This is a genomic window from Rhodopseudomonas pseudopalustris (genome assembly GCF_900110435.1).
Lineage (GTDB): Bacteria > Pseudomonadota > Alphaproteobacteria > Rhizobiales > Xanthobacteraceae > Rhodopseudomonas > Rhodopseudomonas pseudopalustris.
In genome coordinates this window covers 154,880-168,123 of sequence record NZ_FODT01000005.1, presented here as the reverse complement: position 1 = coordinate 168,123, position 13,244 = coordinate 154,880, and the positions used below count along the sequence as shown (strand labels likewise).

11 protein-coding genes are annotated in these 13,244 nt (G+C 64.9%); 6 read left to right on the top strand and 5 right to left on the bottom strand.

What is annotated here, in order from left to right:
• The first annotated feature begins 12 nt into the window (after positions 1-12).
• Positions 13-615 carry a TMEM175 family protein gene (locus BMY71_RS11820; RefSeq protein WP_092683918.1) on the top strand — a complete coding sequence of 201 codons (603 nt, stop codon included), beginning with the start codon at positions 13-15 and terminating at the stop codon, positions 613-615.
• Between the two features lie 16 nt (positions 616-631).
• On the opposite strand, the gene BMY71_RS11815 is transcribed toward BMY71_RS11820, so the two are convergent.
• Positions 632-1,720, bottom strand: coding sequence for a COX15/CtaA family protein (locus BMY71_RS11815; RefSeq protein WP_092683916.1), 1,089 nt, complete (start codon positions 1,718-1,720; stop codon positions 632-634).
• 96 nt (positions 1,721-1,816) lie between these two features.
• Here BMY71_RS11815 and BMY71_RS11810 point away from each other — a divergent pair, with 96 nt between their 5' ends.
• Positions 1,817-2,026, top strand: coding sequence for a DUF2842 domain-containing protein (locus BMY71_RS11810; RefSeq protein ID WP_011503106.1), 210 nt, complete (start codon positions 1,817-1,819; stop codon positions 2,024-2,026).
• Here the strand turns inward: BMY71_RS11810 and BMY71_RS11805 are convergent.
• Entirely contained in the window at positions 2,020-3,066 is a 1,047-nt protein-coding gene (locus BMY71_RS11805; protein WP_092683914.1) for a polysaccharide deacetylase family protein, read from the bottom strand. The two genes, BMY71_RS11810 and BMY71_RS11805, sit on opposite strands and share 7 nt — an antisense overlap.
• Positions 3,067-3,191: 125 nt before the next feature.
• On the opposite strand from BMY71_RS11805, the gene BMY71_RS11800 reads away from it, so the two are divergent.
• Positions 3,192-4,394 (top strand): GNAT family N-acetyltransferase, encoded by a 1,203-nt coding sequence (locus tag BMY71_RS11800; protein ID WP_092683912.1) that lies wholly within the window; start codon positions 3,192-3,194, stop codon positions 4,392-4,394.
• Between the two features lie 113 nt (positions 4,395-4,507).
• On the opposite strand, the gene BMY71_RS11795 is transcribed toward BMY71_RS11800, so the two are convergent.
• The gene (locus BMY71_RS11795; protein WP_092683910.1) at positions 4,508-6,817 is read right to left on the bottom strand and encodes a GumC family protein; all 2,310 of its coding nucleotides are present in this window, start codon (positions 6,815-6,817) and stop codon (positions 4,508-4,510) included.
• A 182-nt stretch (positions 6,818-6,999) separates the two neighbouring features.
• On the opposite strand from BMY71_RS11795, the gene BMY71_RS11790 reads away from it, so the two are divergent.
• The 3 genes from BMY71_RS11790 to BMY71_RS11780 all read left to right on the top strand — a co-directional run bounded on the left by BMY71_RS11790 (position 7,000) and on the right by BMY71_RS11780 (position 10,388).
• Positions 7,000-7,590, top strand: coding sequence for a polysaccharide biosynthesis/export family protein (locus tag BMY71_RS11790; RefSeq protein ID WP_092683908.1), 591 nt, complete (start codon positions 7,000-7,002; stop codon positions 7,588-7,590).
• Between the two features lies 1 nt (position 7,591).
• The gene (locus BMY71_RS11785) at positions 7,592-8,728 is read left to right on the top strand and encodes a glycosyltransferase family 4 protein (protein WP_092683906.1); all 1,137 of its coding nucleotides are present in this window, start codon (positions 7,592-7,594) and stop codon (positions 8,726-8,728) included.
• Between the two features lie 106 nt (positions 8,729-8,834).
• The gene (locus tag BMY71_RS11780) at positions 8,835-10,388 is read left to right on the top strand and encodes an undecaprenyl-phosphate glucose phosphotransferase (RefSeq protein ID WP_080506336.1); all 1,554 of its coding nucleotides are present in this window, start codon (positions 8,835-8,837) and stop codon (positions 10,386-10,388) included.
• Between the two features lie 39 nt (positions 10,389-10,427).
• Here the strand turns inward: BMY71_RS11780 and BMY71_RS11775 are convergent, their stop codons facing one another.
• Both BMY71_RS11775 and BMY71_RS11770 read right to left on the bottom strand, forming a co-directional pair.
• A complete protein-coding gene (locus BMY71_RS11775; protein ID WP_244526039.1) occupies positions 10,428-11,219 on the bottom strand; it encodes a DUF169 domain-containing protein in 792 nt (263 codons plus the stop codon).
• Positions 11,212-13,116, bottom strand: a complete 1,905-nt coding sequence (locus BMY71_RS11770; protein ID WP_092683904.1) for a potassium transporter Kup — start codon at positions 13,114-13,116, stop codon at positions 11,212-11,214. The genes BMY71_RS11775 and BMY71_RS11770 overlap by 8 nt, the downstream gene beginning before the upstream one ends.
• Positions 13,117-13,244 lie beyond the last annotated feature (128 nt).

The following is a 13,244-nucleotide window of genomic DNA, read 5'->3' as shown; positions in this document are numbered from 1 at the left end:
CCGGAGGCGGCCATGAGCGGCGGCCATCTCGAAATGCGACGCTTGGAGGCACTGAGCAACACCGTGTTCGGTGTTGCGATGACTCTCCTCGCCTATCAGGCGCCGCGCGAGAAATTCACGAGCGCCGATCCGCAATGGCGCGAGATCTGGCATCTGTACGGCGCCTATCTGTCGACCCTGCTGCTCAGCTTCATCGTCGCCGGGATGTTCTGGTACAGCCACCAGCGCCGGCTCGCTTACGCGACCCACGCCGGCCGCGTCGAAGTGCTGGTCAACCTGTTCTTCCTGCTCTCGATCATCCTGCTGCCGGTGACCTGCGGGCTGTACGGCAATAATTACGACTCCCCCAACGTCACCACGCTGTACAGCCTCAATCTGCTGCTGATCGCACTGTTCAACACCGCGCTGTGGGCGATCGCCGTGGCGCGGCGGCAAGACTGGCTGACGCTGATCACGCCGGCCTTCGCGCTGGTGCTGTTCGGCGCCGCGCTGCTGGCGTGCCTGATCAACCCGCATTGGCCGAAGTTCATCTGGCCGGTCGCGTTTCTGTCGCCCATGATCAGCGCCTACATCGAACGGCGCAAGACTCTCGGCTCCGCATCGGAGCAGCCGTAAGGCCGGTGTTTCTCGATCAGCCGCGCTGGCCGGCCGGCGTCGGCATCACGCGCGGCGCCTCGTTCGATTTCGACGCGGTCAACCGCTCGACCTGCAACACAGCGAGCGTCAGCACGACGATGCCGACGGCCTGATGCGCCAGCGCCAGACCGATCGGCACTTGATACAGCAACGTCAGAATGCCGAGCACGGCCTGCAGCGACAGCGCCGCGAACAGCCACAATGCGCCGCCGGCCGCGCCACCGGCCCGCGCCCGCAACGCGTCGATCGCGTGCCACGCCGCCAGCGCCCACAGCGCATAGGCCATCATGCGATGATCGAACTGCACGGTGAGGTGATTGTCGAACAGGTTCTTCCACCACGGTTGTTCGAACCACAGCCGCGAAGCCTCCGGGATCATTGCGCCGTCGATCAGCGGCCAGGTGTTGAACATCCGCCCGGCCCGCAGCCCCGCGACCAGCGCGCCGAGGAAGAGCTGAACCAGCGTCAGCGCCAGCAGCGCGATCGCGGTGAATTTCAGCCGCGCCGCCGCGACGATCGGCGGGTTGCCCGCGAGCCGCCGCAGCGTCCAGACGATCGCGGCGTAGATCACCAACGCCAATGTCAGATGGATCGCGAGGCGCACCTGCGACACTTCGGTCCGCTGCGACAGCCCCGACGCCACCATCCACCAGCCGACCGCGCCCTGCAGCGCGCCGAGCGCGAAGATCGCCCATAGCGCGCGCTTCCATTCCGGGTCGATCGCGCCGCGCCACAGGAACCACAGCAACGGCAGCAGATAGGCGATGCCGATCACCCGCCCGAGCAGGCGATGGCCCCACTCCCACCAGAAGATCGTCTTGAACTCGCCGAGCGTCATTCCGGCGTTGAGTTCGCGATATTGCGGGATGGTCTTGTAGCCCTCGAACGCGTCGCGCCACTGGGCATCGTTGAGCGGCGGCAGCGTTCCGGTGACCGGCTTCCATTCGACGATCGACAGGCCGGACTCGGTCAGCCGGGTGGCGCCGCCGACCAGGACCATGACCGCGATCAGCATGGCGACGAGCGTCAGCCAGATCCGGACCGGACGAACGCGGCGAGGACGAAGCTCCGCGGCAGCGGTCATAAAGCATACCTTGAACGGATTTTTGCGATCCTTATAGTCCGGCCGTTCCGACGCGCAAGGCGGCGCGAGAACGCATCAAGCGCGTGTGACCTGATCATGAATATCCGAACCCGAAAATTGATTGGAACCATCGCACTGCTGGTGCTCGCGATCGTGTGGTCGCTGATGGCGATGGCGATTGCGCAAGCGCCGTTGATCGTCGAGTCGAAGTGGGTGCAGGTGGCCTATTACGCCGTCGCGGGGCTCGGCTGGGTGGCGCCGGCGATGCCGATCGTGACCTGGATGTCGCGGCCCGACCCTCAATAGCGCCGGCCGAGCTGCGCCGCCGCGCCCGGCATCAATCCCGACAGAACCACCCGCAGCCCGCGCAGCGAGCGGCGGCGGCCGTCCCATGCGATCCGCGGCAGCATCCAAGGCTGCGACGGCGAGCGTCGATGGATCACGCCGGGGATGGCGGTCACCGCGCTGGCAAAGCCCGCCTCCTCGACGATCTTCACGTCGCGCGGCGTGAAGCTGCCGCGCTCGCCATACGGATAGGCGAAATGCACAGCGTCGCGGCCGAGCGCTGCGCACAGCACGGCGCGGCCCATCGCGATTTCGCGATGCGCGACCACGTCGCTCGCATTGGCGAGCAGCGGGTAGTTCACCGTGGCGCTTCCGATCGTGACGTGCGGATCGGCGGCGAGCCTGGCCACCTCCTCCCAATTCATCACCGCTTCGCTCGTCAGTCCTGCGATGTCGACGCCGTAGCGGGCGCAGAGATCGCGGATCGCCGCGGCGAGATCAGGCGGCGGCAGCGCACACAGCCAGGTGCCGAGGAAGTGGAAAACGCGGTACTTGTCGTCGGTGCTCGCGGTGTCGAACCGCCGCTCGCTGTTGTCGATCATCAGAGCGATGCGATCGTTGCCGGCGATCACCTGCTCCAGCGCGAGCCACCATGCTTCGCCCAGACCGTCGGGAAAAGCCGTCGGCAGATAGATGGTGAAAGGCACGCCGTGCCGAGCCAGCACAGGATGACCATAGCTGATCAGGTCGCGGGACCCGCCGTCGAAAGTGAGGCAGACGAAGCGGCCCCCAATGTCCGCGCGCGCGATGCGATCGAGGACTTCGTCCTGCGAAACGACGGCGCAATCCCAGCGTCGCAGGGCGCGTAGCAGGCGATCCAGGAATTGCGGCGTGATCTCGTGGCTGCGCAGCGGCTGAAACCTGTCCTTGCGTGTCGGGCGCACGCGCTCGAACCGCAGGATGACGCCGGCGCCGCCGCTGCCGAATTGCGCGAGCCGCGCGAGCCCGCTGAAATAGGCCAACTCCAGCCCGGCCGCCGCCCACCAACCACGCGATGACAACGAACGCTCCCCGGCTGCACGGCGCCCCGCCCCGCTTGATGGATTGTCATTACTGTTTGTTGAGATTTCTTTGTAAAGGTCCGCACAAGCCGAAAAGCGTAAAGAATTGTCTAAAAGGATTTGCGATGACGATGATGGCCGTGCTGAGCGAAGGCCGGTCCGCGGGCCACGCGGCGTCGTCGGCGCAGCCCGGCCGGATTGCGCGTGTCGAAATTGTCCGCGAGATGGCGGCGGCGGAAGCGATCTGGCGTTCGCTCGAGCAACCCGAGCAGTTCTTCACGCCCTATCAGCGCTTCGATTTCCTCGATGCCTGGCAGCGGCACGTCGGCGTTGCGGAACAACTTGAACCCTTCATCGTGGTGGCGCGTGATGCCGAGCTTCGGCCGTTGATGTTGCTGCCGCTCGGACTCGAGCGCCGCTTCGGCCTGCGCATCGCGCGCTTCCTCGGCGGCAAACATGCCACGTTCAACATGCCGCTGTGGCGTCGCGACGCGGCGCAGACTGCCGATTCGCGCGAACTCGATGCGCTCATCGCGGGCCTGCGCGCACAGCCGGACGGCGCCGACGTGCTGGCGCTCCGCCAGCAGCCACTGCGCTGGCGCGACCTCGCCAATCCGCTGGCGCAACTACCGCATCAAGCCTCGGTCAACGAATGTCCGGTGCTGTTGCTCGATCCCGCAGCGTCCCCGAGCGATCGCATCAGCAATGCGTCTCGCCGCCGTCTCAAGACCAAGGAAAAGAAGCTGCAGGCGCTGCCCGGCTATCGTTACAGTCAGGCGACCAGCGACGACGATGTTCGGCGCGTGCTCGATGCGTTCTTCCGGATCAAGCCGGTCCGGATGGCGGCGCAGAAGCTGCCGAACGTGTTCGCCGATCCCGGCGTCGAGGATTTCATCCGCCGGGCGTGCCAGACCGAACTCGCCGGCGGCGGCCGTGCGATCGAAATCCACGCGCTGGAATCCGACGACGATATGATCGCGATGTTCGCCGGCGTCGCCGACGGCCACCGCTATTCGATGATGTTCAACACCTACACGTTGTCCGAAGCCGCGCGCTACAGCCCCGGCCTGATCCTGATGCGCTCGATCATCGATCACTATGCCGACCTGGGCTACAGTCGGCTCGATCTCGGCATCGGCTCCGACGATTACAAGAAGCAGTTCTGCAAGGATGACGAGCCGATCTTCGACAGCTTCGTCGCCCTGACGCCGCGCGGCCGGATTGCGGCTTCGGCGATGGCGTCGATCGACCGCGCCAAACGCACGGTCAAGCAGACCCCTGCCCTGATGCAGATGGCGCAGGCGCTGCGCGGCGCGCTGTATCGCTGAGCATCCATTCGTCGTTTCCGACGAAACTCACGAGTATGATCGCGGACGACAAACAACAATGCCCGGGACCTGCCCGGGCATCTTGCTTGCCATTGACGAAGGGACGATCCGGCTCAGGCGGCGACGGTGTGTTCACCCGGAACGGCCGTGCTTGAGGGGCGTACCAGCGCGGTCACCATCGCGACTTTCGAGAAGCCGACCGCCGCGAGCTGCTCGGCCATCTTGGCGCGCGCGTCCGCGGGCATCGTCGGCGCCGGCACCACCACAGCCTGGGCCTGCGCGGTCAGCAGCTCCGCGGGCAGATCGGCCGCGGTGCCGGCATCGAGCAGCACGTGGTCGTACACCCGCAGCAGCGCGTCCAACGCCAGGATCAGCCGCGGCGATTGCAGCAGCGCACGGTCGAACCCCGGTCGGCCGGCGCTGACGAGGTGCAGCGCGGTGCTGCGATCCCTGGTAATCACCTGGCCGAACGATGCCTCACCCTGCATCAACTCGGCCAGTCCCGGCGCAACAGGATCCGCCGAAGCGCTCTTCAGCATCGCGGACGATTCCGACAGATCGACCAGCACCACCTTGGCCTCGCCGGCCAGTCGTCGCGCCAGGGTCAACGCCGCCGCGGTGACATTGTCGGTATCACCGGTGCCGAGCACCGCGACCTTGCGCGCCGCGTTGCCTTCACTTCTCAGCCGCTGCGCCAACGCCTCGATCTGGTCCGTCCCAGCAGCCTGCTCGGTGATGCGCTCACTTGCCGCAAACACCGGCGCGGGTGGCGACGCGGGCGTTGCAACGGTGGCCGCCGCAAAAGGTGCGGCAGGCGCGAAGGCGGGTTCCGAGGCCGCCGTCTCGGCATCGCGAGGCTGCGTCATCCGCAGCAGTTCGCCGGTCGCGATCGCGCCCGCGCTCAACATCAGCGTTGCGAGCGTTGCAATCAGAACGATCGGCAGCTTCTTCGGATAGGCCGGTGTGTTCGACACGATGGCGCGGGAGATGATCCGGCCATCGGCCGGGGCTTGATCGATCGATTCGCGCGTGGTCGCCTCGCGATATTTGGCGAGGTAGGATTCCAGCAGATCGCGCTGCGCCTTCGCCTCGCGTTCGAGCGCGCGAAGTTGGACGTCCTGCCCGTTGGTCGAAGACGCCTGCTTTTTCAGTTGTTCGAGGCTCGCGGTGAGATTCTCGACGCGGCCACTGGCGATCCGCGCATCGCTCTCGAACGAGCGCGACAACTTCATCGCCTCGTCGCGCAATTGCCGGTCGAGATCATTGAGCTGAGCCTTCAGCTCCTTGATCCGCGGATGATTGTCGAGCAGCGTTGAGGATTGCTCGGCGAGCTGGGTGCGGAGCGTCACGCGCTGCTCGGAGAGCCGGCGCATCACGTCGGAGTTCAAAACTTCGGAGGCTTCGATCGGACGCCCACCCTGCAGCATTTCCTTGATCAGCCGCGCTTTGGACTCGGCATCTGATTTCAAGGCGCGCGCATTGCCGAGCTGGGTGTTGAGTTCGCCGAGCTGCTGATTCGACAGCGAGGTGTTGTTGGTGCCGATGAACAGGCTGGATTTGGAGCGGAAATCCTCGGCCTTCGATTCGGCTTCGGCCACCTTCTTGCGCAGCGAATCGATTTCGCCGGACAGCCACTGGCCCGCGGCGCGCGCCTGCGCCTGCCGTGCGTTCTGCTGCAGCACCAGATAGTTGTCGGCGATCGAATTGGCCACGCGGGCAGCCAGATCAGGATCGCGCGATTGGAATTCGATCACCATGACGCGCGACTTGTCGACCGCATAGGCCGACAGCCGCTCGTAATAGGCATCGAGTACCCGCTCTTCGGGCGTCATCGAGAACGGATCGCGGCCGATACCGACCAGCGCGAGCAACGACTTCAGCGGATTGATTCCCTGCAGCACGGGGTCGAACTCAGGACGCTCTGCGAGCTTGTTTTTCTTGATCACATCGAGCGCGAGATCGCGCGACAGCAGCAACTGCACCTGACTGGTGACCGCCTCCGGATCGATCGCGTTGCGCTGCTCGTCGCGCTCGCCGGTCGGCCGCAAGAATGTGTTTTCGCGGCCGTCGATCAGGATGCGCGCTTCCGATTTGTAGCGGGGCGTGATCAGGTTGACGATGGCGAGCGACACGACCAACGCCAGCAGCGTCGGCGCGATGATCAGGTGTTTCTTGCGCGCCATCGCCCGGCCGATCAGCCGCAGATCGATGTCGCCGTTGGTGGGTGGCGCGATCGGAGGCTGCCTCGGCTTGGTTCGCGTGATGATCGGCTGTTCGGTCAGCGCCTTGCTGAACACCGGCTCTCTGGCCGCAGCCTTGATGCGCTCGGATTTCGAAGGAGCGGCCGCGACGGCGCTGCCCGGCGACGCGGCATCGCCGCTTTCCGCCTTGTCCTTCGTCCGGCGCCAGAACGCGAACCGCATTGCACACTCCTACTCGACGCGAAGAGCTCTGATGATGTCCGATTACAAACGATTAAGGTTGCTGGGGCGTTAAAATCACACTCTCGCCCGGCTCGAAACCTGTACCGCGCGAGGTCAAAATCATCGTTTATTAACCATGAAAGCCCTTAATCCGAATCGAGAATTCTGTCCGGACTCCTCCGATGCACCGTGGCCGCACCTTCGTCGTTTGTCTGTTGGGCGCGCTCGCGCTCGGCGGCTGCATGCGACGTCCCGCTCCGGTTGCGGTCGTCCAGCCGATGGCCTATGCGCCGCCCTCTTCCGTGGCCGTGTCCCCGGACTATCTGCTTGGCGCCGGAGACCGGCTGCGCGTGGTCGTCTACGGCCAGGACGCGCTGACGAATACTTACGCAATCGACGCGTCCGGTTCGATTGCCTTGCCGCTGATCGGCCGGGTGCCGGCGAGTGGACGCTCCGCCTCCGGTCTCGCCGGCGAGATCGCCGCGCGGTTGCGCGGCGGCTTCATTCGCGAGCCATCGGTCGCAGTGCAGATCGAGTCCTATCGGCCGTTCTTCATCCTCGGCGAGGTCGCCGCTCCCGGTCAGTACCCCTATGTGCCCAATATGAGTGTCGAAAGCGCCGTCGCCATCGCCGGCGGTTTTACACCGCGGGCGCAACGCGATCGTGTCGTCCTCACTCACCCGGAGGGCGGCGCCGCGGTTCGCGCCACGGTGCCGCTCGGAACCCCTCTCAGACCCGGCGACACCGTCCTCGTCGGGGAGCGCTGGTTCTGACATGACGCCCCGACCAGACCAGCCGTTGCGGATTGTCCACGCGGTGCGTGCTCCGGTGGGCGGCATCATCCGCCATATCCTCGACCTCGCCAACGGCCAGGCCGATCGCGGCCACCAGATTGCGCTGATCACCGACAGTCTCACGGGCGGCGAACGCGCCGAAGCCGCGCTCGCCGAGATCGCGCCGCGCCTGAAACTCGGCCTTTACCGGATGCCGATCCGGCGCGAGCCGTCGCCGAGCGATCTGGTGATGTGGGGCAGGTTCGCGCGCCTGATCGGCGAGTTGAAGCCCGACGTGCTGCACGGTCACGGCGCCAAGGCCGGTGTGTTCATGCGGATCGTGCCCAGGCCGCCGCATGCGATCCGTGTCTACACCCCGCATGGCGGCTCGCTGCATTATCCGAAGACGACTCTGAAGGGGCAGCTCTACAGCCGGATGGAGCGGCTGCTGATGAACCGCACCGAACTGTTCCTGTTCGAGAGCGAGTTCGCGCGCCGCACCTATGAGCGCATGATCGGCACGCCGAACGGCCTCGTGCGATGCGTCTTCAATGGCGTCACCGCCGGCGAATTCGATCCCATCAAGCTCGCTGAAGACGCCACCGACGTCGCCTATGTGGGCGAGTTCCGCAAAATCAAGGGCGCCGACCTCCTGATCGATGCGATCGCAAAGCTGCGCGCCGATGGCCTCCGCCTGACGCTGACGCTCGGCGGCGACGGCGAGGAATCCGAAGCGTTGAACGCGCAGGTGTCGCGACTCGGCCTGACCGAGGCGGTGCGCTTCGTCGGTCACGTCAAGGCGCGCGCCGGCTTCGCCAACGGACGGCTGCTGGTGGTGCCGTCGCGCGGCGATTCGATGCCTTATGTCGTGATCGAAGCCGCCGCCGCCGGCGTGCCGATGGTGGCCGCCAATGTCGGCGGCATCCCGGAGATCTTCGGCCCGCAGCACGCCGATGCGCTGTTCGCGCCGAGCCAGCACGCCGCGATGGCCGACGCGATCACGGCCGCGCTGGACCATCTGCCGGCCGCGCAGGAGCGCGCCCGCGTTCTGCGGGAGCGGATCTTCCTGCATTTTTCCCAGAAGGCGATGGTCGAGGGCGTGCTTTCCGGATATCGCGACGCTTTCACAGATCGTTAAGCTTTAGCGCCTGCGCTAACGGTTTTTTGCAATTTACCGTTTAACCCGGTCGCGGAGAATTCGCGCGCGGCTTTGTCGCGCGCCGGTGTGACAACGGAATCGTGACGTGGAACCGATCAGCGCCCGCTCCATGATCGAAGCCGCCGCAGGTGCCGCGGCAACGATCGAACCCAACCGCCCGATGGTCGAGCGGCGCAAACGGCTGTCGCCGGCCGCGCTCGCTGTGGCCAATGAGAAAGTGCAGCCCGCCTACTCGCCGATCGTGATCGCCGGCCTGGTGCGGCTGACGGATTTCGTGCTGATCGCCGCTGTCGGGATCGCGCTGTACCTCGGCTATGTCGCCCGTCGCGACGGGCTTCAATGGGAATACATCGCTGCGATTCTCGGCATGACGATCACCGCCGTGATCAGCTTCCAGGCCGCCGACCTCTACGAGGTCCAGGTGTTTCGCGGCACGCTGAAGCAGGTGACCCGAATGATCTCGGCGTGGACGTTGGTGTTTCTGCTGTTCATCGGCGCGTCGTTCTTGGCCAAGCTCGGCGGCGAAGTCTCGCGACTGTGGTTGTCGTCGTTCTATCTGCTCGGCCTCGCGGTGCTGATCGCCGAGCGCCTTGTCCTGCGCAACATGGTGCGGCACTGGGCGCGCCAGGGCCGGCTCGATCGACGTACCATCATCGTCGGCTCCGATGCTAACGGCGAGAAGTTGATCAACGCGCTGCGAGCGCAGCAGGACGACGACACCGACATCCGGGTTCTCGGCGTGTTCGACGACCGCAACGATTCCAGGGCGCTCGCGACCTGCGCCGGCGCGCCGAAGCTCGGCAAGATCGATGACATTCTCGAATTCGCTCGGCGCACCCGGGTCGATCTGGTACTGTTCGCGTTGCCAATTTCGGCCGAAACCCGCATCCTCGATATGCTGAAAAAGCTGTGGGTGCTGCCTGTCGATATCCGGCTGTCGGCCCACACCAACAAGCTGCGCTTTCGCCCCCGCGCCTATTCCTATCTCGGCAACGTGCCGACGCTCGACGTCTTCGAGGCACCGATCACCGATTGGGATCAGGTCACCAAGCGATTGTTCGATCACGTCGTCGGCGGGCTGATCCTGCTCGCGGCCGCGCCGGTGATGGCGCTGGTCGCGTTGGCGATCAAGCTCGACAGCCCAGGCCCTGTGCTGTTTCGCCAGAAGAGGTTCGGCTTCAACAACGAGCGCATCGACGTCTTCAAGTTTCGTTCGCTGTATCACCACCAGGCCGATCCGACCGCGTCGAAGGTGGTCACCAAGAACGACCCGCGCGTCACCCGCGTCGGCCGATTCATCCGCCGCACCAGCCTCGACGAACTGCCGCAGTTCTTCAACGTGGTGTTCAAGGGCAATCTGTCGCTGGTCGGCCCGCGCCCCCATGCGGTGCAGGGAAAGCTGCAGAGCCGGCTGTTCGACGAAGCGGTCGACGGTTACTTCGCCCGGCACCGGGTCAAGCCGGGCATCACCGGCTGGGCCCAGATCAACGGCTGGCGCGGCGAGGTCGACAGCGAAGAGAAGATTCAGAAGCGCGTCGAGTTCGATCTGTATTACATCGAGAACTGGTCGGTGCTGTTCGATCTCTTCATCTTGCTGAAGACGCCGTGGGCGCTGCTCAAGGGCGAGAACGCGTATTAGAGCGTTTCCGGTTCTGATTCTATCAGAACCGAGAAAGCTCTACGTTTCCCCATACGATACGCCCATGCCGGCGCGGACATCGGCCTGGATGCCATAGGGCGCGATCGGGTAGCGCAGGCCGTTCTTGGCGAGCTGTTTCATCCCGTCGATCGCCTTGACGAGATGCGCCGGCTGCAGCGCCATCAGCATCTCTTCGTCCGGCACGCCGCCGTAGCGGCGCTCGGCAAAACACGGCAGCGACAGGCTGGGTTCGCCGGTGAGCAGCGCCCTGCCCCAGGAATCCGCGCAAGCCGTCTCGCCGACGACGCCCCATTCGAACTTCTTGTAGCCGGAATATTGCAGGCCGTTGATCAGGATGATCATCTGTCCCGGCGTGGCGTAGACCAGGCAGATGTCGGGGTTCAGCCGGCCGCTTGCGAGCGGCGAAACCGCCATCGCCTGATACTTGCCGAACGGAACCACGCTCAGCGCGTGCTGCCGCTTGCTCGCGTCGTCCTTCGTGGCGTGCCAGACGCCGACATAGGAGCGCCCGGCGAGCCACTGCTCGTCCTGCGGCCCCAGTCCGATCACCGCGCGGCACTGCGCGCCGACCAGATCGTCGCCGGTGATGCCGACGGTCCAGCCCAGCCGCGACGCCATGCTGACGATCTGATCCGTGGTGTGGATCGCGTTCGGCCGGCGGATTTTCGGGATCGCCTCCATCTCGGCGGCGGTCGCGAACATCTTCATCCCGATCACGGTGGTTTTCAGCCGCAGCAGCGTGTTGAGGTCGGCGACGATCGTCGCGAAGTCGAAAGTTTCGTCCTGCATCGTCGCCGCATCGTCAGACATTGATCTGCATCCCCACCTCGACCGCGCGTCCGGTCGGAATTCGGAAATAGAGGCTGGCATCGTCGGCCCATTTCGCCATGTTGGCAAACAGCTGGCTCTGCCAGCGCGGCATCTCGGATGGCACAGCCGGACGGATCACCCGTCGCGACAGAAAGAACGACGTACTCATGATGTCGAAGCTGAAGCCACGGTCCGCGCAGGCGGCCAGCGCCTTCGGCACGTTGGGGCTTTCCATGTAGCCGAACCGCAGTTCGATCCGCGAGAACAGGTCGTTGACGATCTCCACCGAGGATCGTTCGGCCTCCGGCACGCGTGGCACGTCTTCTGTCACGACGCGCAGGATCACGTTCTTTTCGTGCAGCACCTTGTTGTGCTTCAGATTGTGCATCAGCGAGGTCGGCGTCGAGTTCGGGTTGCCGGTCAGAAACACCGCGACCCCGCGCACACGGCTGATCGACGAAGATCCGGAGATCGACTTGATGAAATCGCCGAGATCGACTTCGTCGCGGACGGTCTTCTTGGCGACGATCTTGGTGCCGCGTCGCCAGGTGATCATCACGCCCATCAGGCCGCCGCCGATCACCAGAGGAATCCAGCCGCCCTCGAAGATCTTCAGCATGTTCGCCATCAGGAAAATCAGGTCGACGGTGAGGAACGGCGCGATGATCAGCGCCGAGGTGGCCACCGACCACTTCCAGCATTTCCGCATCACGAAGTAAGCCATGACGCTGGTGATCACCATCGTTCCGGTCACCGCGATGCCGTAGGCCGAGGCCAGCGCGCTCGAGGACTTGAACGCGAACACCAGATACAGCACTGCGATCAGCAGCAGCCAGTTGGCGCGCGGAATGTAGATCTGGCCCTTCTCGGTCTCCGAGGTGCGGCGGATTTCCATCCGCGGCAGCAATCCGAGCTGGATCGCTTGCTGGGTCAGCGAATAGGCGCCCGAGATCACCGCCTGACTGGCGATGATCGTCGCCGCTGTGGCGAGCCCGACCATCGGCAGCAGCGCCCACTCCGGAAACAGGAAGAAAAACGGGTTCTCCAGTCGTTCCGGATGCGACATCAGCATCGCGCCTTGCCCGAGATAACAAAGCGCGAGCGCCGGGAACACCACCGCGAACCATGCAAACTGGATCGGCCTGCGGCTGAAATGTCCCATGTCGGCATACAGCGCTTCCGCGCCGGTCACGGTGAGGAACACCGCGCCGAGCGCCAGCAGCCCGGCGCGGCCGTGATGCAGCAGGAAGTCGACGCCATACAGCGGATTGATCGCGCGCAGCACGGAGAGATCGGTGATCAGGTTCATGATGCCGCCGAGCGCCATCACGGTGAACCACAGCAACATGATCGGCCCGAACCAGGCGGCGACCGCCGCGGTGCCGCGAAACTGAACGACGAACAGGCCGATCAGGATCGCCATCGACAGCGGCAGGATGTACGGGTCGAACGCCGGCGCGACCAGCTTGAGACCTTCCACCGCCGACAGCACCGAGATCGCCGGCGTGATGATGGCGTCGCCGTAGAACAGCGCGGCGCCGGCCATGCCGAGCAGCGAGATCGCCGCGAAGCGCCGGTGCATCACATGCTGCAGCAGCGCCATCAGCGTCAGTGTGCCGCCCTCGCCGTGGTTGTCGGCGCGCATGATCAGCAGCACGTACTTCAACGTGACGATGATGACGAGCGTCCACAGCATCAGCGACATCACGCCGAGCACCATGGCTTCCGTCAGCGCGTTGCCGGCGGTCGCGGCGTTCAGACTTTCCTTGAGCGCATAGAGCGGGCTGGTGCCGATGTCGCCATAGACCACGCCGATCGAGCCGAGCGACAGCGTCAGGAAAGGAGTCGGGCGTTGGGCCGGCAATGCGACCTGCGGCGTGGAGAGAGCGTCGCTCATCGAAGGAACCTCTGAAACGTCAGTGCCGTATTCTGCGGCAGCTATAGTCAAGTCGATCGACCTGAGTATCGCACGTCTCACGACGCATTGCTGACAAGGGGGGCACCGAGGTGAAATGAACGGGGACC

Excerpts from the sequence above, each read along its gene's own strand:
- BMY71_RS11815 (WP_092683916.1), bottom strand. The coding sequence starts at position 1,720 with ATGACCGCTGCCGCGGAGCTTCGTCCTCGCCGCGTTCGTCCGGTCCGG.
- BMY71_RS11775 (WP_244526039.1), bottom strand. The coding sequence starts at position 11,219 with ATGTCTGACGATGCGGCGACGATGCAGGACGAAACTTTCGACTTCGCG.
- BMY71_RS11820 (WP_092683918.1), top strand. The coding sequence starts at position 13 with ATGAGCGGCGGCCATCTCGAAATGCGACGCTTGGAGGCACTGAGCAAC.
- BMY71_RS11790 (WP_092683908.1), top strand. The coding sequence starts at position 7,000 with ATGCACCGTGGCCGCACCTTCGTCGTTTGTCTGTTGGGCGCGCTCGCG.
- BMY71_RS11810 (WP_011503106.1), top strand. The coding sequence starts at position 1,817 with ATGAATATCCGAACCCGAAAATTGATTGGAACCATCGCACTGCTGGTG.
- BMY71_RS11800 (WP_092683912.1), top strand. The coding sequence starts at position 3,192 with ATGACGATGATGGCCGTGCTGAGCGAAGGCCGGTCCGCGGGCCACGCG.
- BMY71_RS11795 (WP_092683910.1), bottom strand. The coding sequence starts at position 6,817 with ATGCGGTTCGCGTTCTGGCGCCGGACGAAGGACAAGGCGGAAAGCGGC.
- BMY71_RS11770 (WP_092683904.1), bottom strand. The coding sequence starts at position 13,116 with ATGAGCGACGCTCTCTCCACGCCGCAGGTCGCATTGCCGGCCCAACGC.
- BMY71_RS11785 (WP_092683906.1), top strand. The coding sequence starts at position 7,592 with ATGACGCCCCGACCAGACCAGCCGTTGCGGATTGTCCACGCGGTGCGT.